Below are 23,652 nucleotides of genomic sequence, written 5' to 3'. Positions count from 1 at the left end.
TCATAAAGCTATTTGAAATAGCGACTCAAAATAGGGTTTGGAAGGGAGCAGGGGCATTTATGCCCCTGAATAAACAGCGTTTACTAGAAGCGGCTTCAGCCGCGGGCTCTACATGCGAGCGCTATTATTCCCAAATGACTTCCTGGAAATGCAGCACTTGCGGCAAGATTCATAACGGCGTGGCAAATAGCTTCGCCTTCGATGCTCCCGCCCCCTGGGAGTATCGCAACTCGTATCAATCCTCATCCGGATCGTGGATCGATTCCGACTATTGCGTCATCGCTGGCGAGCACTTCTTCATTCGCGCAATGTTGGAAATCCCGGTCGTAGGATCGGAAGAAATCTTCGCCTTCGGGGTTTGGTCATCGCTCAGCCGCGCAAACTTCGACCGTGAGCGCGAACTGGCTCATAGCCCTTTGCGCGTCCACGAGCCATCGTATTTTGGCTGGTTCTGCAATCGCATCTGGCAATACCCTAATACCGTGAATCTCAAGTGCAACGTTCACTCCCGCCCACCCGGGCAGCGTTCGTGGATCGAGCTTGAGGGGACAGATCATCCTCTCGCCATCGAGCAAAGAAACGGCATAACCCGCGAGCGATCCTTCGAACTATCAGAGCAATGTCTCCACGGCTGGGTGCATCCAGCATTAGGAGTCGAACCAGCCTAAGCAATTCAAACTCAGAACATCCGAGCCAAATCGCGCTCCGAACCTCTCAATCACTCAGACTCCCGCAAAGACGGCGTAAACGTCACCGCAACCAGCAACCCCTCAGGCGACAGAAACCGGCTCACCGTTTGCCCCCAAGGCTCCGTCCTGTTCTTGATCAGCATCCGGTATCCACGCGACTCCAGATCGGCCGTCGCTCTCTCCACGTCTTGCACCTCAAACTCCAGCCATGCCTGCGGAATGGGAATATCGGCAGGCCATGCATCGGTGCCGAAACACGACCGCGCAGCCTGTGCAAGAGGCCACAGCGCAAAATGCTTCGCACCTTGCAGAGCACCGGTGTACAGATACCCCTCAGTGTCCTCCTTAAATTGGATGCCAAGACTCTCCTCAAACAAAGTCCGGCTCTCGGCAACATCGCGATCAATCGGCCCAAACCCCGCAATAAACAAAACATCGGTACTCATAGCTGAAATAGTATCTGTCACTCCTTTTTGAGATGCCGAAGATAGTGTCGTGCAGACCCCTGACAGCGAAAGAATCCGCCGCACGAAGTATGGCTGTTACAAGGAACCAGCCATCGCAGTCCATGAGCCGTCGTTCCGCTGCAGACCGCTCGATAAGTGACCAGGCGATATATCTCTCGGCTAGAACACTCATCCTGCGGTACATATGTTTCCTGTTGTCAGCGGTGCTCTGGAGTTGTATATTCCTTCCGCCGGTTAACATCCTCTCCCTGAGGGAGTTCTATGCCTACTCGTGTCTCTGCAGGTCTTCCCCGCCGCGCCCTCATCTTCTTCCTCGCCAGCCTGCTCATTTCATTTTTCATTGCGCGTCCCTTACTCGCCGGAGAGCCGGACCACGACAAGAAGTTCAAAGTGGTCGGCGGCTACTTCGAAGAGTGGAGCATTTATTTCGCCGGCTTCAACATTGCCAATCTACAATCCAATGGCGTTGCAGATAAGCTCACGCATTTGACCTACGCCTTCGGCAATGCCACGGCGACGGGCTGCACCATCGCCGATAGCTGGGCCGACTATCAGGATCAGTCTCTTCCAAGTGTTAGCGGCGCGCCATACGCCGGCCCGTTGTACGGAAATTTCGCCGCGCTGCAACAGCTCAAGCAACTGCATCCAAATCTCAAAGTGGAGATATCCCTCGCCGGAGCCGCCGGCTTTTCAGCCGCTGCCAGTAGCGCTGCGAGCCGTCAGGCCATTGTCGCCAGTTGCATCGATCTGTTCATCAAAGGCAATGTCGCGACTGGAATTTCCGCTGAGGGCGTCTTCGACGGCATCGATATTGATTGGGAGTTTCCCACCGCCACCGACACAGAAAACGCGACACTGCTGCTCAAGGAATTTCGCAAGCAGTTGGACGCTCTTGGCAAGGCCAACCACAAGCATTATCTGCTGACGATGTTCGGACCCGCCGGTCAGCAGAATTTCTCCAACCTCCAGCTAGCCGAAGTCGCGCGGCAGTTAGACTTCTTCAACCTGCAGGGTTACGACTTCCACGGCACCTGGGAGACTTCCACCAATCACGCGTCTCCACTCTTCGACGACAAACAGGATCCCGACGCCTCCGAGAATTTCTACATCGACTACACCGTTCGCTCGTATCTTAAGGCTGGCGTTCCCGGAGAAAAGCTCGTCCTTGGCATTCCTACCTATGCGCGCGGTTGGACCGGCGTTCCCAGCACCAACCATGGCCTGTATCAAACCTCAACCGATCCAGCTCCGTTTCCCACCACCGATTATCTGCAAACGCCCGGTGTCATCACATATCTCACGCTTACCGGCCTCACCGGCTACAAGTCTTACTTCGATGAGCGCCGGCTCGCCGTGTGGCTCTACAACCCCACCTCGCAGACCTTCTGGTCCTACGATGACCCGGTCACCGTGTGGCTTAAAACTGTGTACATTCGCAAGCGCGTCCCCGGTGGCCTCGGCGGCGCGTTCATCTGGGCTTTTAAAGACGACGACGCCAACGGCACCATCACCAAAACCGCCGCCGCCGGCCTCAGGTAATCCCCACCCGTTCAGGACACTCACACAACCGCTGTGCGCATGAGCAATCAGCGCACCTACTGCCGCTGGTAAACCATTACATCCGGCTTCTCTCGCCCCACAAAACGCAAGGTGATCGTCAACGTTTTCAGATCTGCCGATAGCCCAACCTCCTGGGTCAGCGTCACCTTGCCGTTGTTTTTAAATGTCATCACGACATTGTGCTCGTCCACCTTCCGAGCCGACACAGCCGGACCCTGCCCATCGCTCGCGCTATCCATGGCGCGCTCCGTGCCATCAAACTTCACGTTCAGCGGCTTCTGCTGTCCAGGAGTGTTAAAGGCAAGCCCGTCATCTTCATAAGCCTTCACCTCCAGCCACAGCGGAGTATTCCTCGTCTCCTTGATGCTTTGCCAGTCCGCGGCAAATCCCGATCCTCCACCCACGCGCTGGTAGACATAATCCAGACTCAACGTCGTACCGTCCTGCTCAAACTCGCGGTAATAGTCCGTCAGCGTATTGCCATCCGCCGAAAGCTTCCACGTCGCCCTCAGCATCAACCGGCCATCTTTCTTGCGCTCAATAATCCATGTATCCGGCGCTTCCTGCTTCGCTGAAAGCAGAGTCCCTTGGAGGCCCGGCTGATCGGTCCCATCCGCCACAATCGTTTCCGCGCCTCCGCCAAAATCGAAGATGTACTTGTTGCCGCCCTGGCTTTGAACCTTCATCTCATCCGGAGTTCTGCTTCTCGATGAGTCAAACTCCCACTTGCCGATGAAAGGGCTCTGTGTCAAACACGCCATACTTGTCGCAAGGCAAATCGCTGCCAGCATTCCAGGAATTCGTTTCATCACACACGCCTCCTTACGCTCTGACGGCAGCACACCGATGGCCATATTGCAATGCGGAGATTGCCAGTCCAGTTCTCTTGCCACCCGGTCGTTTGGCCTTTCAATTCGCGCGTATTCGAAATAGCCCAAGGAAAAATAAGCGCGCTGCACATTCCCGATCTGGCCCGACCGTTTGTCCAGAATCGAGAACGTCGCTACAAAATCGAACACTGATCTACCTATCGAGCTCGATTCGAACCAGAGTACAAATCCCGATAGGCGTGCATCGCCGCAGTTGGTGGATTACTGATCGCAAGTCGACTTCTCATTACTAATCAAGTCATTACTAATCAAGCTTCGTCATTACTAATCGAGCCTCGACGAGTGCATTGGTGATTAGGCATGAGCTGACGGCGCGTTCGGTAAGCAGCCTATAGCAAGCGGGCAGATGAATCTCTCGGGTGTTCGAGAATGGACATGCAGCGGCAAGAGTGGTCACTGGCAAGCAGGGCTTGGGAGCTCACGCACAAGCTATATCACTGATGAGCGATATCTTAGGCTTTGACGCGCTTTGGTACATTACATGCTGGCATACCACTCAGTGCTCTCGTTGCCCTAAGAACAGTGTCCCTGGGAGACAGCTATGGCAGGATTGCTTCAGGATACGCGCTTTGCCGTCAGGCAACTGCGTAGGAATCTCGGATTCACGATTGCGGCGACGGTAATGCTGGCGATCGCCATCTGCGCCAACAGCACGGTCTTCAGCTGGATCAATGGAACCATGCTGCATCCGATTCCTGGAGCGAGGCATACCGAGGAACTGGTGAGCGTGATGCGTGGCGTGTGGAATACCTCGCCGACGCCGCCCCTCTCGTATCTCGACTATCGCGACCTGAGAGAACAGAATCACAGCCTGACGGGGCTTCTTGCCTATCACTCCGACTGGATCACGCTGACAGATGCGGGAGCTACGCCGGAGCGCATCTATATCGGGAATGTGTCAGCGAACTTCTTCGACGTGCTGGGAGTGAAGCCTCTGCTGGGGCGGTTCTTTCTGCCCGAGGAGGAAACGCGGCCAGATGCTGTCCCGTACGTCGTACTCGGATATTCGCTATGGAAGACCCGCTTTGCGGGAGACCCGCATATTGTGGGCAAGGTAATCGAGATTGCCCGGGTTCCTGTGACGGTGATCGGCGTAGCGCCGGAGGGGTTTATCGGGGCGGCGCCGGGGCTTCGGGACGATGCATGGCTGACGCTGAACCCGCTTGGGACGAACGAATATAGGCTCACGCATCGCAACACCGCCTTTCTGATTGTGTTGGGGAGGCTGCGGCCTGGAGTGAGCCGCGAGCATGCGACGCAAGACCTCGAAACGATCATGCGGCGGATCGTGGCGGCCTATCCGAACGATCACCTGGGAACCAACACCATCACGCTGGACCCCATGTGGCGATCGCCCTTCGGTGCAAACGTTTATATGGCTGCCACGCTGCCCATTCTGCTGGCCATCGCCGGTGTGGTGTTACTGCTTACTTGCGCCAATGTGGCTACGCTTACCTTGGTGCGGTTCGTGACGCGGCGGCGCGAACTTGCCATTCGCCAGTCGCTGGGGGCGCAGCGCCTGCAGCTTGTGCGGCAGATGGTGCTGGAGGGCGTGATTCTCTCAGCCGGCGCGGGAGCGGTGGCTCTGCTCCTGACGTCGTTGACGGCGAAGACATTCGCTCGATTCTTTCCCGCAAACTCTCTCCCCATTGCGCTCAACGGAGCCGTAGATCAGAACGTAGTGATGGGGATCGTGGCGTTGGCGGCGCTGGCCAGCGTGCTGTCCGGCGTGCTTCCAGCGTTGCGGTCGTCGCAGGTCCCTGCGGCAGAGGTGCTCAAGGATGGATCGGCCAGCATCTCAGGCGGCACGCACAACCGGCGGCTGCTCAGCGGCCTGGTGGTGGCGCAGATCGCACTTTCTCTGGCGCTGCTGGTGATTTCAGGGCTGTTTCTTGAGACACTGCGCAACCTCTCCGCGGGTGATCCAGGGTTCAAGCAGGACCATGTTTTGACGGCGTCTGTGGGGCTCGCAACAGCCGGCTACTCCAACGAAGAGGTGGATGCGATCTGCCACAAGATTCTTGACCGGGTAGCGGCATTGCCGACCGTGACGGTTGCGTCGCTCACCGATTGGGTACCGCTGAACCTCAACCGCAAGACCGACGACGCCTATCCGGTAGGCTATACGCCACACCCGCATGAATCGCTCGAGGTGTTTCATGCCGAGGTTGCGTCTCGATACTTCGAGACGCTGGGCATGCCGATTCTCGAGGGTCGCGACTTCGCACCGTATGACGACCGAAAGGCACCGTTGGTAGCGATCGTGGACCAGACAGCCGCGAAGCGGTTTTGGCCAGGGCAGGACCCGGTTGGGAAGAAGCTCCATATAGGGAACAGCGTTGCTGCGGTCATTGGCATGGTGCAGAACACGAAGCACCAGTTTATGAACGAACGGCCCGCACCGATGGTCTACATGAGCTACTTCCAGTGGGGATACGAGACCGTTGTGCAGGTGAAGACACAAGGCAATCCGAATGACATAGCACCGGCGGTGGAGCGTGCAATTCACGACATTGATCCGCGGTTGCCGGTCTTCGACGTGCGCCCGATGCGCGAGACCACGCAGATGGCGACGATCTTTGCGGTCATGCAGAGCACGTTTGCGGGCATCCTGGCGGCGATCGCGCTGGTCCTCGCGACGACCGGCATCTATGGTGTCATGGCGTATCGCACAGCACTTCGCACGCACGAGATCGGCATCCGTGTCGCACTCGGCGCTTCACCCGGCGACGTGCAGAGGCTTGTGTTGTGGCAAGGGCTTTCGCTCACAGCGATCGGACTCAGCTTAGGATTGGCGCTCTCCTTCAGCCTCGCGCACTTCATTGCCGCGTTTCTCTACGGAGTGGGAGCCAACGATCCTCTGACGGTCAGCGTGGTAGTGGTATTGCTTGCGGCGATGTCGCTTCTCGCATGCTACTTTCCGGCGCGACGGGCGACGCGGGTCGATCCCGTTGCTGCAATACGCGCGTCGTAAACGAAAGCGACTTCTCGCCGAAGTTAAGCAGTAGCTATGGGGAAGGTCGAGCCTTCCAAAGCTACCGCCGATGAATGCAATCAGCGCGAGCCGCTCATTTACCCTGAGTCAAATGTATTCGGATTAGTAACGACAAACGCCCTTGTGCTCAAGCGCCGGTTTTATAAGGGCGATCGGAGGTGCAGAAACAATGTATCTCCTCGTGCCCGGTATCTTACTCCGCTCCTACTCGCCGCTTTGCCTTAAGCAACACATCCACAGCTTCGGGACGGTTATCCCAATAATCCAGCCGTATTCTTCCATCGGGCAACTGGCTCACCGTCGCTGGGGCGGCACTGGCTGTGCAATACCAGCCTGACGGCAGCACCACTGCGTTCCGTGGCCGGCCCAGGCTGCGGTCGAAAACCAGTTCATCACCCTTCTGCCCGTAGCTTGCAGGAGCGGTGTAAGTTTCGACAATGCGCAGCCGTAACGATCGCCCAGCCTGGATTGGTGTAAAGGGAATAACGACGACCCGATCCTTGGCTTCAACCGTTTCGCCGGTGTTGATCTTGGACGCGATCATCTCCGAGCCGCTCATCTCTTCGGCTTTTAATTGCTCTCCAGTATCGAGAATGTATGCCGAAGGGTGACTGGCGACGCTGCCCGTGCGCACAACGTTGGCATATCCGTTTATGCCAACACGGGCTTCGGTGTAGTCGTGATAGAGGCTGAAGGAATGCGTCTCCGGCTGCTGGAGGAAGTACACAATGTCGCGATCCTGCCTGGCCCGCTCTGACAACCGCTGCTGCTCCGTCTCTCCGGTGAAGGGCGACTCCCAGCTTCTCTCTTTGGTCAATTCCGCTGGAAGTGCATTCGTGCCGGTCTGCGCATCCTTAATCGCGCGCACTTCAAGAGGAGCCTCGCCTTCCCCTGCATGAAGAAAGCTAATCGCAATGCGACCGTCTTTTTCGGCGAGAATTTGCGATGGCACAGTCAGCTTCACCACTTCATATCCGGACGGTAATATCACCTTATCGCGCTGGATTCCCAACGGCCGCTTGAACACGATCGTTTTGCCGTCTACGAAATAGCTTTTGGCATCCTTGTAGGTCTTGACGATAATCATCCGCCCCTGACCATGCTCCGGTACGGGTCGCGCCAGGGCCACCTTGATGTATTCGGTATCGAGATCGGCGTCCGCCATCAGCGCGTCTTTACGTGCTTCGGCGCCGCTCACCACTTCAAAGCGCAGAGGCTCGCCGCTCATCGCGTCATATACGCTTTCGTCGCTGGCCACGCTGCCTTTGCGTATCGGGTTATAGAAGAACCTCGCCCCAGCGGTCGTCGCGGTCACTTCGTAGTGGATCTTGAAACTTGCCGTCTCAGGAGCAAGCAATTCGTAGCTCGTGTATTCGTCGGCCTCCGTTTGCAGCGCGGAGGAGGCCGGGTAATACACTGCATCCTTTGTCGCCGCGGTTTGGGCATGCGCAACCGAAAGTGCTGCGGGCATCAAGGACAGAGCAAGACCAATACGAAGGATGTTTTTCATGGACACGCCCTCCAACAGAGATGATTTCTGCTCACAATGAATTCCACGCTTACGCCTTGACCGACACTTGGGTCTCGGCCATTTCTTCTCAGTCCAGGTAGCGTGCAAAAAACGAAAAGATTGTTCCATCGCGCCTTCGGCTGCCGGCCGTTCGCACGGGAAAACTAAAGGAAGAACATCAAAACTGCTGCGCAAGGTTATCGTACTTCAGGGCGATCGATACATCTATTTACAGACGCCATCGAGCTAAAGGGTTGCTGATACACGACAAAGATGCCGTCTCCCAACTTTGCGTGAAATTATGCTCTATTTCGGCAAACTGGAATCGTAGGCAGAAAAACTTCAGCCACGCGGGAGACAGCAATGCCAAATCAAAGCCCATTCAACGCAGACAAACCAACCAAGTCAGTGACCCGAAATCCAACAGGCCTGGCTGAAATCTGCCTTGCCGCCTTGAAAAACCTTGAGCCGTTAGAAGACTTACCGGTGCCTACCGCTACCCGCGTAACACCCCCTCCCCTTCCCACTTTGCAACTCGTTTATTTTCAGCAGGAGGATAGTAAGTCAGCTCGCCGATAGATACAAAAATCGCACCAGGAACAGAGCCGCCAACAGATACAGCAACCAATCCTTGCGGCTCAGCTTCCCCGCGGCCAGATGCAGCACCGCCCACGCGATAATCCCAAATCCCAACCCATTGGCAATCGAGTACGTCAGCGGAATCAGGATCACCGTCAGAAACGCCGGCACCGCCACCAGCGGCTCCGTCCAGCGAATCTCGGTCACAGTCGTCAGCATCATCGATCCGACAAGAATCAGCGCAGGAGCGGTCGCCGCACCCGGCACTACGCCAACAAACGGCGCAGCCACCATCGCAACCAGAAACAGCACCCCCGTCACAATCGCCGTGATGCCGCTGCGCCCACCCGCCGCCACACCCGCCGTCGACTCCACGTAACTGGTCACCGTTGAGGTTCCAGTCAACGATCCGGCAACCGTAGCCACGGCATCCGCAAACAAGATCCGGTTTAACCGCGGAATCGAGTGGTCCGACTCAATCAAGCCGGCTCGTTTCGTCACCGCCACGAGCGTGCCCAGATTGTCAAAGAGATCGACAAAGAAAAACACAAACACGATCTCAGCCAATCCGATATGGAACGCTCCTGGAATGTCCAGCTTCAGGAAGGTCTTCGTCAGATCCTCGACCCCGCCTGAAGTCTTCGTCCAGTGCGTCAACCCCATCGCCCACGAAACCGCCGTCACGGTGAGCACGCCAATCAGGATCGAGCCCTTCACTTTCCAGATCTCGAGTGCCACCATCAGGATCAGACCCAGCAGCGCCAGCGCCGTCGCCGGGTCCTTGATATTGCCCATCTGCACCAGCGTCGCATCGCTCTTCACAACGAGCCCAGCCTTCGTCAGCCCGATAAACGCGATAAACAACCCGATCCCGCAAGCCACCGCCGCATATAACTCATGCGGAATCGACCGCAGAATCAACTGCCGGATGCCGACCGCCGTCAGCAGCAGAAACAGCACCCCCGACAGGAACACCGCACCCAGCGCCGTCTGCCACGATACATGCAACGTCAGGCAGACCGTGTAGGTAAAGTAGGCATTCAATCCCATGCCCGGCGCCAGAGCGATGGGATACCGCGCCACCACTCCCATCAGAATCGACCCCAGCGCCGCCGAAAGACACGTCGCCGCCGTCACTGCCGATAGCGGCATTCCGGTCAGAGAGAGTATGGCCGGATTGACCAGGACGATATACGCCATGGTCAAAAACGTAGTCACCCCCGCCAGCAACTCCGTCCGCCAGTTCGTCCCCAGCCTATGGAATTCAAAATAGCGTTCCAAAGATTTCGTCATGAATAAACACAGCAAATCACAGGAACGCCAATTCCCAAAGCACTTTCCTGCCCGCGCCACATGCGCTTGCAAAGCAACGAAGACTTTTCTCGAAAATTCCTCACTGGAGTTGAGCAGAATGGAGGAACATCTACGCAGTATTTATCAGAGGCGCTTGTTTGCCTGTCCGGAATGGGGTAGCATCAGCTCGCCCCCAACCACACCTTCATACCCAGTCAAGGAGCTATCCATGAGGAACATGCTCAGAGTTGCTGTCTCCACAGCCTTCCTTGCCTTCTGCATTACAGCCATCGCCCAGGATGCGAATGAGCCGCCACCGTCGTTGCGCAATCTGCTCATCACCAAATACAAACTTACGAAAACAGCGTTCGGTCCCAATGGCACACAAGTGATCGATGCTGGACCGGTATTTGACTTGAAGAAGGGCGGACTTTTCGGCGTAAATCCAACAAGCTTCGGCAAATGTCAGGCCCAGTTTAAAGGCGGCGATATCAAGCCTCCCGGACGTTTCTGCACCGCAGGCGATCCAAATGGCCGCTTCCTCGACGTAGGCGAGCGGGTCTTCCTCACCAAACTCGATGTGAATACGAAAAGGAGCACCATCACCATCGATGTGATGGAGTGCGACGCCTGCAACGGAGTTCAGCAGGTGTCATCCCTGAAGAGTTCCGTAGTATTCAGTTTCGCTCCCGGATTTCTCGATAACGCGGCCCCAGGACAAGTCTCGGATGTGATAGACCAGGTTCTTGGTCCCGATGAAGGGGCGGCACAGCAACCGGCTGCCGCTGAACAACCGGCCCAGCCCGTAGCCGCCGCGCCGCCACCCCAGCCGCAACAAGCTCCGTCGCAGATCAAGAAGGGAGACTCACCGGCCCAGGTTGAGGCTGCCATGGGCCAGCCGGATACAAAGATCAATGTGGGACCAAAGTTGGTGTATGTCTACAAGAGCCTGAACTTGAAAGTGATCTTTATGAACGGTCAGGTCTCTGATATCCAATAGGTACCTGCGGGATGACTGAATTGCTCAATGCGAAGGACGTTCTGTTCGAATCATGACAATGGCGGCGGACACTTACGCGTCATAGATGTTTTGTGATTCGTGTTTTGTGCATCGCTCTGTCGTTCCTGCAAGGTGTTTGCATTCTTTCCGTGAAGGAGTTTCGTGCTGTGTATTGAGAAGAGAGAAAAGGGCTTGGCCGCATTGATCTCATGACTCATTGCAAGCACGACTCTGTAATGCGCGATCAGAGTAGACGCACAATAGGAGAGAGAGTTATGTTCAAAGTCTGGATTCGCAAAGCCTTCTTAAACACACTTTTGTGACCCACACCGCACACTGAGCCGATGAAATCAGGAACTTCTTCCCCAATTCCTGAGCAGATACCTGAGCTGGGCGACGTGTCTCCGCTCACGACTCGGTTTTTATTTGCCACATTATTCAAGCTCTCGCCGGACGCTATTGTGCTGACTGGCTCTGACGGGCTGATTCGAACAGCGAATGAAAAAGCGGTCGAGATCTTCGGTTATCCGCTCAATGAGTTAACTGGCAGGCCGGTGGAGATGCTTGTCCCGGAGCGGTTCCGCGGCCAGCATCCACAACACCGGCAGAAATTTATGGAGCACCCTCGAACGCGTCAGATGGGTGCTGAACGGAATCTCTTTGGACTCCGCAAGGATGGCACAGAGTTTCCAGTAGACATCATGCTCAAGCCGCTAAAAACGGCTACAGAATTCGTTGTGCTCAGCTTTGTTCGCGATGCGACGGACCAACGCAACGCGCAGGAGGCACTACGAGTACAGGATCAGCAATTGCGTTCCATCCTCGAGAGTGTGCACGATTATGCGATCTATCTGCTGGATGCGGAAGGCGCCGTCGTTACCTGGAGCCGGGGTGCTGAGCGCATCAAGGGCTACGAGTCGGAGCAGATCATAGGCAAGCACTTCTCGATTTTTTTTACGGATGAGGAGCGAGAACGCGGCAGGCCGGCCGAGCTGCTTAGAATTGCTGCGCAACGTGGGCGAGCGGAAGATCAGTCCTGGCGGGTGCGCAAGGACGGAACACGTTTCTGGGCCGAATCCGTTTTGACCGCAATTCGGGATTCAGCAGGCCGAGTGACAGGCTTCGCGAAGGTCGTACGGGACTATACAGACCGGAAGCGGGCTGAAGAAGAGATGATGTTACAGCTCAGCCAGGCGCTGCTTGCGACTATGGATTTCGGCAAGCTACTGGCAGCCATTTCCGCAACAGTCGGCGAAATGATTCCGCATGATTGTGCCGCCATTACCATGTACGACTCTGCAAACGATTGCCTCATAGCTCACTTTCTGGCGCAGGGCGACCGCGACATCTATGGAGAGGTAAAACTGCCGGTTGACGGATCCCCGTCCGGTCTCGCGTTCCGGACTCGGGAACCGCTTGTGGTTGAGCGCTTACTCGAGGCAGGATTCATTCCGGAGAGCATAGAACCGCTTCTTAAAATGGAATTGCAATCTGGTTGCTGGGTACCGTTGTCCAATCGCGGAGATGTCATCGGCACACTGATGGTGTCGAGCCGAACCGCGGGCCGCTTCAAGGAAGAAGACGCGCAGGTGCTGCTGCACATCGCCCGGCAGGTTGCGCTGGCGGTCAATAATGCGATCGCGCTCCGCCGTATCAGCGAAATGCGCGATCGGCTCAAGCAGGAAAAGCAGTACCTGGAAGAGGAGATCAATCGCGAACGGCAGTTCGAGGATATTGTGGGCGAGAGTGCCGGTTTGCGGCGGGTGCTGGGAGAGATAGAAAAGGTGGCGCCGACAGACGCCACAGTACTGATTCAGGGCGAGACGGGAACAGGTAAAGAACTCCTGGCGCGCGCGATTCATCGATTGAGTCCGCGTCGGGAGCGCACATTTGTCAAAATCAACTGCGCCGCGATTCCCGCGGGTCTGATTGAAAGCGAACTTTTCGGCCACGAAAAAGGTGCGTTTACAGGGGCAATCAACCGGAAGATCGGACGCCTGGAGCTTGCGCATGAAGGGACGCTCTTTCTGGATGAGGTCGGCGAACTGCCTTTAGATCTGCAGCCTAAACTGCTGCGCGCCCTGCAGGAGCGGGAGATTGAGCGCGTCGGCGGGAGCAAGCCGATTCCAGTGAACGTGCGGCTGATTGCGGCGACAAATCGCGATCTGGCGCGCATGGTTGCCGATAAACAATTCAGAAGCGATCTCTACTACAGGCTCAGGGTATTTCCAGTGTTCGCTCCTCCGCTGCGCGAGCGTACCGGAGATATTCCAAGTCTGGTGCGGCACTTCGTCTCGAACCACAGCCGTCGCATGGGCAAGTCGATCGAGACGATTCCCGAAGAAACGATGGATGCCCTGGTTCGGTGGTCCTGGCCAGGGAACATCCGGGAACTGGAGAACTTTCTCGAACGCGCGGTGATTCTAACGCGAGGCCCGGCGCTCTATGTTCCGCTGGCTGAGCTGAAGAATCCGGATTCAGCTGAACTGGAAGAAGCAGACGAGGTTGAAAATCCGACGCTGCGCGAGGCTGAGCGGGAGCACATTTTGCGGGTGTTGCGCGAGGCTAAGGGGCAGATCGGCGGCCCGAACGGAGCAGCAGCGCGCCTCGGTCTGAAGCGTACGACGCTCAATTCGAAGCTCAAGAAGCTGGGAATTGAGCGTGACGAATTCGAGAAGTGACGAAATATAGTCGTGGCGACGCAATTTCGTCTTCGTCACTTCGTCAGCGCTTTCGTCACCTTGCAAGCCAAAGGACGACGATAATTTGATTAAATTCATTATTTTCAATGGTATATAGATCGACCATCCGTAGGCTGAGCGGTTTGGCATGCGTCTTGCATTGGGAATAGGCATGGCGCTGGACGAGCCAAGACTTGCTGAGAATCACGATTGACCGAAAACCAGAGACGGTGCTCTTGAAACTCGAAGGCCGGATTGCCGGACCTTGGGTGGCTGAGCTGAGCCGCGTCTGGACCGAGATCAACCCCGGACTCCAGCTGCACAAACTGATCATTGACCTGAAGGACACAACATTTGCCGATGCTGGCGGTCTGGCGGTGTTGCGAGAGATTTATTCCTCCAGTCATGCAGAATTGCAGACCAACTCACCGTGGACTCAGTATCTGGCCCAGGAAATCTCCGATAGCACGATAAAAGCAGATGAGGGGCGTTGACATGCGTTCATTCGAGGCCACAGAGAACATGCTGACAAGAGACTTTCGCAGCGGAAGAGAATTCTTCCAAAAGCTTTCACCTGCGGCGCAAAAGGATTTCGCATCGCTGCAAATTCCGATGCAATACCCTTCGGGGAAGGTTTTGTTCAGTGAGCAGCAAGCTCCCAGCGGCGTGTATTTAATCCTTGATGGCGAAGTAAAGCTGTCGATCAATTCGAGCGATGGCAAACGGCTGGCTCTGCGGATCGCGCACGCCGGCGAGGTGCTCGGCTTGACATCGACATTGTCGGGCAATCCGTATGAGATGACGGCCGAAGCTCTCCATTCGGCACGCATTGCTCCGATTGGACGGCGCGAGTTTCTTGGCTTTCTGATGCGGAACCCGGAAGCCTACCAGATCGTTACCGAAGAAATGAGCGCGCAATTCAACATGGCATGCCAGCAGTTGCGAACGGTCGGTCTGGCCTCAACCGCGCCAGAGAAGCTGGCCCGTCTGTTGCTGGAGTGGAGCGAGCGCGGGCAGACAACGGAGCATGGAACGCGTTTTCGCTTCTCACTGCGGCATGAAGAGATAGGCGAATTCATCGGTGCGTCGCGTGAAACAGTTACCCGGACACTGACAACCTTTAAGATGCGCGGCCTGGTGGCAATGAACGGCTCGACGCTGACCATTCCCAATCTCAGCGCATTGGCAAGCTACGCCCGCTCCTGACGAAGAACCAGCCTCCATATGGAGGCTGGTTCTTCGGGAATCACGGAAGTACCCTCTGCAGCACAAATCCTCCCTCAATGTAATGCCGCGTTCATTCTTTCCTGAACGAAACAGGGCAAGATACGGGTATGTGTTCCGTTAATCTGCACAAAGGGCGGCGAAGGTTTGTGCCGTCTCGCTGGAAGTGTGCGTGGAACTGGAAGTGTGCGCTCATGAGCGCGGTGGTCCGGTCATTGGTCTACGGCGTTGCAATGGTGCGAGGCGGAAACAGAGAGCGGCTGGCTGTTATCGGCATAGAGATGCTCTACGTAACGCTGACGGCAGGTATTTACGCGGGACTGCAACAACGAGCACTCAGCATACGCCGGCGTTGGTTGGGAGACGTATGTATCGTGCTGCTGGTACCTGGCCTTTCGCAGGCACTGGATTGGCTGGTACATCGGATCGCAGGTGCTCCTGCTCCGGCACGGGCATTCACTGGCGCGGTGGCGTTCACTGTGATTTCGGCGCTTTTTCACAGGCATGTGATGCGGCAGGGAACATTTCTGACTGGAGAGGCAGAAGCGTCGGTCATCGAGGATTTTCGCCGGATTCCGAAGCTGTTGGTGAGCTTTGTTTCGTGGCCCGGCGCCCTGCTCCTGTCGCTTTTGGCAAGGGCGGAGCGACGGGGTGAGAAATCGGAGAATTTCAAAGCTGCTGCCTGATTTGGAAATGGCTCCATATATAGAAAGTAGTAAATAGTGCGAATCTTTAGTTACCGATAATCATTAAGCATCTTTCTGGAGTTGTTTCAATGCCCCTGCTGGCGGTTGCATTTCTGCGTTTTCGCAGGGTAAGTTATTTGCAGCAATCTCAGGAGCAGTGATGAAGATTCGCCTTGGTTTGGCGGTAGCAGTGGTGTTTGCGGCTTTCGCGCACTCTTTGCCGGTTCTCGCTCAGTTTCAGGCCCCCACGCAGGAAGAACTCCAGATGACCTCCGAGCCGAAAGCTCCGGGGGCCTCGGCTATTTATCTGTACCGGGAGGAAGTTGATGATGACACTCTGCATTTCGAATCGTATTACGCACGCATTAAGGTGCTGACAGAGAAAGGCAAGGAACTCGCGACGGTCAATATTCCTTACTCACGGCGCAACTATACGATCACTGATATCAAAGCGCGAACGATTCATCCAGATGGAACGATCTATCCGCTCGATGTAAAGCCAAGCGATCTGGTCGAGGAGAAGTCGAAAGATTTTCAGGTCAACAAGATGGTTTTTACGCTGCCAAATGTTGGGGTAGGAAGCATCCTCGAATATCGCTGGCAGCTTCGATACGACGATCAGTGGGATGTGCCTCCTGACTGGGACGTGCAGGGGCCATATTTTGTTCGTAAATCTCACTATTCTTTCAAGCCGAGCCGGGATATCGAAAGCGTTACCGATGGAAACGGGAATGCTTTGGGAAAGTTGCTCTATAGTTCGATGCTTCCCCCGAATGAGCAAGTTAATTTGGATAAGCTCTCTCGGAAATATACGCTCGAAGTAGCCGACATGCCTGCAATCCCCAATGAGGATTACATGCCACCGATGAATACGCTAAAAGCTCAGGTGATTTTTTATTACTCGGCCTACTTCAATAAAGATGAGTACTGGCAGCACACAGGCAGCAAGTGGTCCAAAGAGATGAATGCCTTTGCGGATGAGAGCAAGGGGCTCAAGCAGGCTGTGAGCCAGCTGATAGCGCCGACTGACAGCGAGGAAGTGAAAGCTCGCAAGCTGTACGACGCGGTGATGGCGCTTGATAACACCGACTTCACTCGCGAGAAGTCGAAAGCTGAAATGAAGAGTGAACACATCAAGCCGGCAAAGGATGCGGACGATGTGTGGACGCACAAGAGCGGCTCGAGCGATGAGATTGCATTGCTCTACCTTGCGATGCTGCGGATTGCGGGTATCAAGTCTTATGCAGCTGTGGTTAGCAACCGCAATCGTGTGGTCTTCAATTCCTATTTCATGTCGATGGGACAGTTTGATGATGTCCTGGTGCTGGCGACGATCGACGGTAAGGAAATCGCGCTGGATCCAGGCGCAAAATTCTCTCCTTTCGGGGAGCTAGACTGGCGGCACGCAATGACAGCGGCGATGCGACAGTCGGATAAAGGTGTCGAATTCAGCAATACCGCCGGCATTCCCTATAAACAAGCTGTCACGAGCCGGATAGCGGATATAACCATCGCCAAGGACGGAAGCGTGGCCGGAACGGTGCGTATTTCCATGGCCGGCCCAGCGGCGTTGCAATGGCGGCACAGGGCGATCCGCAATGACGAAGATGAAGTTAAAAAGCAGTTCAATGAATACCTGAAGGGCATTTTGCCGGATGGCGTGCAGGGAGACTTCGATCACTTTCTCGCGCTTGAAGACTATCACTCGCAGTTGATGGGCATAGCCAAGATCTCAGGCAGTCTCGGCACTACGACGGGCAAGCGGGTATTTCTGCCCGGTGAGTTCTTCGACTCACACGCCAAACTTCCTTTTGTGGCAGAAGAAAAGCGCGAAATGCCAGTAGATATGCAGTACTCCGAGGCGGTGGTCGATGACGTTACGTATCATCTGCCGGACGGTTTTACCGTGGAGAGCGCACCGCCGGACGCGAAGATTCCGTGGGCGAGCTATGCCGCACTGGGCACCAAGTCAAAGGTGGATAAATCGACTGTCGTTCTGACCCGAACGTTCATCCGTGGTTTCTCGATGCTGGCCGCAAAAGATTATCCGGCGCTTCGGGATTTCTACCAGAAGGTGGCCGCGGCGGATCAGCAACAACTTGTCCTGGAGCAGGCAGCGGTTGCATCAGCCAAAAACTGATCTGTGCGATGCGTGGTGAGACCGGGGAGTAAGAAGATGAAAGCAAGCTGCTGGTGGATCGCGTTATCCGCCGTTGTGTTGTTGCCGGAGATGAGTTTTGCAGGCATCTTCGGCAAGAAGGCGCCTGTGCCGCAGTGGGGGCTCGATGCCTACAAGACCAAGACTCCGGATTATGCTCATGATGCGAACGCGGTCATCCTTTATGACGAATATGTGGAAACCATCGATGCTCAGGGCAGAACTGTTGAGCGCGAACGTGAGGCGATCCGCATACTGAAGCCGCAGGGACGCGGGAATACATGCGCAGTGGGACACGATGAAGACGAAAAGATTAACTACTTTCGCGCATGGACGATCGGAGCTGATGAAAAACAGTATCAGGCGCAGGACACCGACTTCGTCGATGTGGGCGATACCGATATACCGATCATGCTGTCCACCTACAAGGTGAAGGTTGCTCATCCACCTGCTATCGACGTAGGCGCAGTCGTCATCTGTGAGTCGGAAGAGGTCATGCAGCCTTACATTCAGGAAAAGGATTGGCAGGTACAGCAGGGAATTCCTGTCGTCTTCGAAGCTTTGGAAATCGATCTGCCACCAGGGAAAGCGCATTTCGAGGCGTGGCACGGAGCAGGGAGTGCGAAGGCCGTTGAGGTATCGCCTAATCATTGGCGATGGGAGATGAGAGACGTACATCCTCTCGACCTGCGTGATATTCCATCCCATCCGGAATGGTCTGCATTGGCTATGCGAATGTCCGTGCAGTGGGGCGATGCCGCAGTCGACGGCAAAGACAATGAATGGAAGGCGATTGGAGCTTGGGTAACGAAGTTGGAGTCAGGAAGGCCCGAACCCACTCCAGAGATAGCGACGCGTGTGCAGACGCTGATCGCCGGAGCGCCTGATTTCTACACGAAGCTGAGCCGTATTACCGGGTCAATTCAGAACGAGATTCGTTACTTCATCGTACTGCGCGGCATCGGAGGCCTGCAGGCGCACTATGCGGGCGATATTTACCGTAATCGTTATGGTGACTGCAAGGATAAGACGACGCTGTTGATCTCGATGTTGCAGGTCGCGGGCATTCGCGCCTACTACATGCCGGTCGATAGTCGGCGCGGTGTTGTGGATCCCGACGATCCTTCTTTACTAGGCAATCACATGATCACCGCAATCGAAATACCCGCCGATGTACAGGACACGCGCCTGCAGGCTGTGGTGAAGGCCAGAGACGGCAAGCGATATCTCATCTTCGATCCAACAAACGAGCGGACGCCTGCCGGCGATCTGCCAGCGTATGAGCAAGGTGGCTATGGTCTTCTGGCGGCGGGCGATGCCAGCCAGGTGATGCAGCTTCCGATTCTGACTCCGGACGCTAGCGGCGCCGAGCGTGTGGGTGAGTTCAAACTCACGGCCGATGGATTGCTGACCGGATCGGTCGAAACGACGCGGATGGGTGATGAGGGCGGCGATGTTCGCCAGACATTGAAGCAGGAAGATCAAAAAGAGCTTCACGACGGTCTGGAGAGATCTCTCGGGCAGGACATTCCAGGCGTCTCGTTGATCGGCTTCAAATATGACGAGCCCAAGGATCTCGACAAGCCAGTGAAGCTGCACTATGAGCTGTCAGCCCAGCAATACGCCCGCCAGGCCGGACCGTTGTTGCTGGTGCGTCCGCGCGTAGTTGGATCGGATGTGCTGCCCAGCGACAACAAAACCCGCACCGTTCCGATCGATCTCGAAGCTACGGGGCACTGGCATGACAGCTATGACATTGCGTTGCCGGAGGGATACGCAGTCGACGAGATGCCTGATCCGGTGAATCTGGAAATGGATTTCGCCAGCTATCACTCATCCGTGACCAGCAAAGGCAAGACCCTGCACTATGAGCGCGATTACAAGGTAAAAGAGGTAGAACTGCCTTCGGGAAGGGCACAGGACTTCCGTAAACTCGAATCCACTATCCTGACGGACGAGAAATCGACGGTAGTTCTCAAGCGGCAGTAGGGTGGTCTGAGGGCAGCTTCAGACACCAGGCGACGATGGTTTCGCCAGACTCGGGCTTGAAGTGCCGAAGCAATTCCTGCTCCTCGGCAAACGGTGGCTTCATCTCTGCCGCTTCGATCTCTTCCGGGAAAGCCTCGGTAAAGCACATTTCGCAGACTGCAAAGCCCTCGCCGGCGTCCGAGGCGTGTCGAACGGGAGGCCCGAAGGTGCGGCACGTCATCGGGCGCGCGTTGTAAAGGTCACAACGTCCGCTGGTTGGGTCCAGAGCCGGGCACGCGGCATCGTTTGCAAAATCTTCAAAAGCTGCTTCTGCTTCTGGCGTAGTTCCTAATATGCCGGAAGCCGTATCTCCAGGAAATGAAGAGCCGTATTGTTCGCGATAAGCAGCCGCGCGTGCCGAGACAGCTTTTGCGCGCTCTGCGTCGGCCATGGCCAGCTCGCTCATCGCGAGCCTGAGGCGCAGAGCGTCGAGCTGGCTGATAGCAAATGCTCCATGACAGCAAGGCGTGCAGCCGGGGCGACAGACAAGATGTTCGCCGCCACACTGGACGGCGTGAGCGAGAGCTTTGTCTGTGCGAACAATCAGCTCTCGATCTTTGACCAGAAGTTCTGTGAGTGGAATATCGATTTCAAAGCGGTCTGGACCGGACGGCATGACGGCACCTGCAACTTAACAACTTCCAGCATGATCCTGCGGACCTGCTGTTCGCAAGGCCTTCTGACCCTCGAATTCGACTGTTACAACCGTGATATCGTCCAGCTGGCCAAATGCGCTAGCGATCTCAGCAATCTCGGCAGCGGGTTTTGTGCTGATCTCTTCCGCGCGGGCGAATCCAAGCAACTCTCCAGACCTGCTTTGCGCCTCAACTACGCCATCAGAGAGGAATGTAAGCCTGTCACCTGGCTGCAACTGAATAGACGTATGCGGGTAGTTGAGCCCCTCCAGCATTCCCAGCGGCAAAGCTCCGGGAAGGTCGAGTTCGCGGCCATTGGAATACGGCGGAAGATGCCCGGCATTGGCCAAGGTCAGGCGTCCTTCCGCGGATAGATGTGCGCAAAGGCAGGTCGTAAATCCAGAACCGGCTTGCGCAATCGAGCGGTGCAGGAGCCGGGTGTTCAACTCCGAGGCCAGTTCCGAAGGGTCAGTGCTGTGGCTGACTTCAGACTGGATTACACCAACAATCATCGACACCATCATCGCGGCTGGCAGGCCCTTACCCGCAACGTCGCCGACAACGATAAGCAGACCTCCGTCTTCCTGCGGAAGAATCTGAAAGAAGTCCCCACCAACGGCGTCGGCAGGCCGGTAGATGCAGTCGATCTTGAAGCCCACAACCTGCGGAATGGCCTCCGGCAGCAGAAGATGCTGAACCTGCCGGGCAGCTTCCAGTGCGCCCTCCCATCGCTCCTCACGCCTGCGCGCGATGGTAAAGCGCCGGATGATAAAGGCAAGCATCGCGAAGAGAAAAAGTAGTTCGGCAAGGATCGACGGATGAATTGTGAATGGCGCCTCAATGAACGGCGTCTCGACAATGCGCGCTTCAATCGGGAAGCCGAACTGGTTCATGGATATGAGAAAGCTGTTCGCCAGCCACAGCCCTTCAATCAGGAAGATAGGAAAGACCAGCAGGCGCGCATTGATGTCGCGCCGGTTTGAGTAAATGGCGAGGATTGCCAGCATCCAAAGTGCTGAAGGGAGCAGGCACAACACCTGCAAAAGCGATCCGACCGGAGCGGAAGCGATACCTGGCCAGTAGAGGATGTTGGGTATCGGGCTGATAAGGGCCAGGGCCAGAACGCCGATCAATAGCGCTTTGCGACGCAATCTGAGGACACGATTCAGGAACAGCAGCAGTGCAATCTGCGCGCAGGCGACGAGACAGCCATCGAGAAGATCGAAGATGGGGACCGGTGGGGCTGCATAGACTTGGAAGAGAACCGTCAGCGTGGCGTCAAGGCCCTTGGCGAGCAGTACCACGGCAAACCAGAGATATTCGCGCTCTTGCGGACGGAAGAAATACAAGCCGAGTATGGTGATGCCGACGATGAAAGCAACGATTGAATAAGCGAAACGATCGGCGAAAATCAGACGCCGGTGCTCTTCGTGATGCGTCTGTTCTTCTGTAATCTGCGCGGAGTCTCCGAGCAGATTTCCTGAAAACTCAGTGCCTCCGCCAAGATTGCTTGCCCATATCGATGATTGCCATACGCGGATGGCGACCTGAATCCGATGCGCTGGCGCGCCGGAGGCGGCTGTTTCTGCTGGAGCCAGCGGCACCATGGAGTACTGCCAGTTGGCCCTCGGAAAGATATTCGCCGGCATGTTGCCGAAAGAACCTGCCGGTTTGCCATCGACAAAGACCTGCCACGACGACAGTATCGGCGTGAGATCGATTGCAAGTGCCGGATGCGTCGCCGGAACCACGACACTGAAGCGATACCAGGCAAATCCCCTCATATTCGGATAGCCCTGGTCGTTCCATGGAGCATCGCTCGAGATCAGTGGCCACGAGGAGTCATCAAACCCAGAGCTTGCCCAGCCCTGCGCGCCGTCGGGATCGTCACCAGGATGAAACCGCCATTTACCATCCAGAGAAACGAGCGGAGCGCGGTTGCTCTGGTAGTCGAAAGTGGCTTGCGGAAGATCGGTTGCTTCAGCATTTGCGATTTGTGCGGAAACGGCAACGATGAGCAGGACAAAGAAAGTCCAGAATGGCCAACGACGAATTGGAGATAGCCGAGGCATGTGTCAATTCAGGTGGCCAGGAAGCTTGCTCAATGTCCTCTCGCGTAAGGGAAGTGCTTGTCTGATACTGTACCGGCACGAGGTTGGCTTTGCGATGCACTTCTGCGGGAATTGGACATGAATGTATGTGGGTAGCTAACGTGCAGTAAGAGGGAAACAGGGGATGCCGATGGGTTTGAGGTGGTCGGGCAGGGCGAAGCTATTGCTTACGGGGATGGGAGCGTTGCTGCTGCCGATGATCGGATTGGCGCAAAGCAGCGCCGTGAAGAGCGGTTTCTCGCGAGGGGAAATGCACGGTCCCGAACTGGTGTGGATCGACACTGATATTGGCGACGACATCGACGATGCCTTTGCCGTGAGCCTGATGGTGCGCAGCCCCGAGGTCCATGTGCTGGGCATCTCCACGGCCTTCGGCGATACGGAGACGCGAGCGCGGTTGACGGACCGTTTCCTCAAGGCCAGCGGGGTAGCGTCGATTCCTGTAACCGCGGGAGTCCATACCGAAACCAGTAACGTGATGACCCAGCGCACGTATGCCGAGCATTCCCCGGATCGGAAATACGCTGACGGAGTCGCGGCGATGCTCGCGGCAATTCGTGAGCATCCGGGGCAGGTGACGCTGCTTGCTATTGGGCCGCTCTTTAACGTGGGTGCGGCGATCGATCGCGATGCTACGACATTTCACAAGCTGAAGCGCGTGGTGATGATGGGTGGATCCATCCAGCGTGGCTACGATGGCGCGAACGGCGAGCGCAAAGGCCCCGATGCCGAGTGGAACATCCTGCAGGACCCGAAAGGCGCGCAGAAGCTATTTGCCTCCGGTGTGCCGATCTACATGATGCCGCTCGATTCAACCCAGATCCATCTCGAACGGGAGCAGCGCGACAAGCTCTTCGCAACGGGTGCGGCGCTTACCGATCAGATCACGCTGCTTTATCACCAATGGATCATGCCAAGCCGCGAACATGCGCCAACACCGACGCTCTTCGATCCAGTGGCTGCGTCGTACATCTTCCGTCCCGATCTCTGCCCGATGGAACCGATGCGGATCGCGGTCGATGACAAGGGTTTCACGAAGCAGGTGGATGGATCACCAAATGCGCAGGTTTGTCTCAAATCCGATGAGAGCGGCTTTCTCTCACTGCTCTTGAGCCGGTTAGAGGCGACGGGGAAGTAACCGTCGCC

17 protein-coding genes are annotated in these 23,652 nt (G+C 56.1%); 11 read left to right on the top strand and 6 right to left on the bottom strand.

Annotation, left to right across the window (positions count from 1 at the left end):
• Nucleotides 1-134: 134 nt before the first annotated feature.
• Complete coding sequence (locus OHL22_RS03900; RefSeq protein WP_263333465.1) at nucleotides 135-668, top strand: DUF2199 domain-containing protein; 534 nt, start codon at nucleotides 135-137, stop codon at nucleotides 666-668.
• Between the two features lie 50 nt (nucleotides 669-718).
• Here OHL22_RS03900 and OHL22_RS03895 read toward each other — a convergent pair whose 3' ends face one another.
• Nucleotides 719-1,135 (bottom strand): VOC family protein, encoded by a 417-nt coding sequence (locus OHL22_RS03895; RefSeq protein ID WP_263333463.1) that lies wholly within the window; start codon nucleotides 1,133-1,135, stop codon nucleotides 719-721.
• A gap of 282 nt (nucleotides 1,136-1,417) precedes the next feature.
• Here OHL22_RS03895 and OHL22_RS03890 point away from each other — a divergent pair, with 282 nt between their 5' ends.
• Nucleotides 1,418-2,695, top strand: coding sequence for a glycoside hydrolase family 18 protein (locus OHL22_RS03890; protein WP_263333461.1), 1,278 nt, complete (start codon nucleotides 1,418-1,420; stop codon nucleotides 2,693-2,695).
• A gap of 56 nt (nucleotides 2,696-2,751) precedes the next feature.
• On the opposite strand, the gene OHL22_RS03885 is transcribed toward OHL22_RS03890, so the two are convergent.
• Nucleotides 2,752-3,525 (bottom strand): hypothetical protein, encoded by a 774-nt coding sequence (locus OHL22_RS03885; RefSeq protein WP_263333458.1) that lies wholly within the window; start codon nucleotides 3,523-3,525, stop codon nucleotides 2,752-2,754.
• A 622-nt stretch (nucleotides 3,526-4,147) separates the two neighbouring features.
• Here OHL22_RS03885 and OHL22_RS03880 point away from each other — a divergent pair.
• A complete protein-coding gene (locus OHL22_RS03880; protein WP_263333456.1) occupies nucleotides 4,148-6,580 on the top strand; it encodes an ABC transporter permease in 2,433 nt (810 codons plus the stop codon).
• A gap of 214 nt (nucleotides 6,581-6,794) precedes the next feature.
• Here the strand turns inward: OHL22_RS03880 and OHL22_RS03875 are convergent, their stop codons facing one another.
• Both OHL22_RS03875 and OHL22_RS03870 read right to left on the bottom strand, forming a co-directional pair.
• Nucleotides 6,795-8,111, bottom strand: a complete 1,317-nt coding sequence (locus OHL22_RS03875; RefSeq protein ID WP_263333454.1) for a hypothetical protein — start codon at nucleotides 8,109-8,111, stop codon at nucleotides 6,795-6,797.
• 564 nt (nucleotides 8,112-8,675) lie between these two features.
• On the bottom strand, nucleotides 8,676-9,983 hold the full coding sequence (locus OHL22_RS03870; RefSeq protein ID WP_263333453.1) for an NCS2 family permease: 1,308 nt from the start codon (nucleotides 9,981-9,983) through the stop codon (nucleotides 8,676-8,678).
• A gap of 229 nt (nucleotides 9,984-10,212) precedes the next feature.
• Between OHL22_RS03870 and OHL22_RS03865 the strand changes: the two genes are divergently transcribed.
• The 7 genes from OHL22_RS03865 (at nucleotide 10,213) to OHL22_RS03835 (ending at nucleotide 19,721) form a co-directional block, all read left to right on the top strand.
• Nucleotides 10,213-10,983, top strand: a complete 771-nt coding sequence (locus tag OHL22_RS03865; RefSeq protein ID WP_263333450.1) for a hypothetical protein — start codon at nucleotides 10,213-10,215, stop codon at nucleotides 10,981-10,983.
• A gap of 344 nt (nucleotides 10,984-11,327) precedes the next feature.
• A complete protein-coding gene (locus OHL22_RS03860) occupies nucleotides 11,328-13,664 on the top strand; it encodes a sigma 54-interacting transcriptional regulator (RefSeq protein WP_263333448.1) in 2,337 nt (778 codons plus the stop codon).
• Between the two features lie 194 nt (nucleotides 13,665-13,858).
• Nucleotides 13,859-14,158 (top strand): STAS domain-containing protein, encoded by a 300-nt coding sequence (locus OHL22_RS03855; protein ID WP_263333446.1) that lies wholly within the window; start codon nucleotides 13,859-13,861, stop codon nucleotides 14,156-14,158.
• Between the two features lies 1 nt (nucleotide 14,159).
• Nucleotides 14,160-14,870: a Crp/Fnr family transcriptional regulator gene (locus OHL22_RS03850; RefSeq protein ID WP_263333444.1), complete on the top strand. Its 711-nt coding sequence runs from the start codon at nucleotides 14,160-14,162 to the stop codon at nucleotides 14,868-14,870.
• Nucleotides 14,871-15,082: 212 nt separating this feature from the next.
• Nucleotides 15,083-15,574 (top strand): hypothetical protein, encoded by a 492-nt coding sequence (locus OHL22_RS03845; protein ID WP_263333443.1) that lies wholly within the window; start codon nucleotides 15,083-15,085, stop codon nucleotides 15,572-15,574.
• 160 nt (nucleotides 15,575-15,734) lie between these two features.
• Nucleotides 15,735-17,714: a DUF3857 and transglutaminase domain-containing protein gene (locus OHL22_RS03840; protein WP_263333441.1), complete on the top strand. Its 1,980-nt coding sequence runs from the start codon at nucleotides 15,735-15,737 to the stop codon at nucleotides 17,712-17,714.
• Nucleotides 17,715-17,750: 36 nt separating this feature from the next.
• Entirely contained in the window at nucleotides 17,751-19,721 is a 1,971-nt protein-coding gene (locus OHL22_RS03835) for a DUF3857 domain-containing protein (protein ID WP_263333438.1), read from the top strand.
• On the opposite strand, the gene OHL22_RS03830 is transcribed toward OHL22_RS03835, so the two are convergent.
• Both OHL22_RS03830 and OHL22_RS03825 read right to left on the bottom strand, forming a co-directional pair.
• Nucleotides 19,708-20,376, bottom strand: a complete 669-nt coding sequence (locus tag OHL22_RS03830) for a YkgJ family cysteine cluster protein (protein ID WP_263333436.1) — start codon at nucleotides 20,374-20,376, stop codon at nucleotides 19,708-19,710. The two genes, OHL22_RS03835 and OHL22_RS03830, sit on opposite strands and share 14 nt — an antisense overlap.
• Nucleotides 20,377-20,391: 15 nt before the next feature.
• Nucleotides 20,392-22,467: a SpoIIE family protein phosphatase gene (locus OHL22_RS03825; RefSeq protein ID WP_263333434.1), complete on the bottom strand. Its 2,076-nt coding sequence runs from the start codon at nucleotides 22,465-22,467 to the stop codon at nucleotides 20,392-20,394.
• A 163-nt stretch (nucleotides 22,468-22,630) separates the two neighbouring features.
• On the opposite strand from OHL22_RS03825, the gene OHL22_RS03820 reads away from it, so the two are divergent.
• Nucleotides 22,631-23,644 carry a nucleoside hydrolase gene (locus OHL22_RS03820; protein WP_263333431.1) on the top strand — a complete coding sequence of 338 codons (1,014 nt, stop codon included), beginning with the start codon at nucleotides 22,631-22,633 and terminating at the stop codon, nucleotides 23,642-23,644.
• The last annotated feature ends 8 nt before the right edge of the window (nucleotides 23,645-23,652 follow it).

It is taken from the genome of Acidicapsa dinghuensis, assembly GCF_025685685.1.
In the GTDB taxonomy this organism is placed as follows: domain Bacteria; phylum Acidobacteriota; class Terriglobia; order Terriglobales; family Acidobacteriaceae; genus Acidicapsa; species Acidicapsa dinghuensis.
Note: the sequence above shows the minus strand (reverse complement) of the source record. Positions and strands in the feature narration are given on the sequence as shown.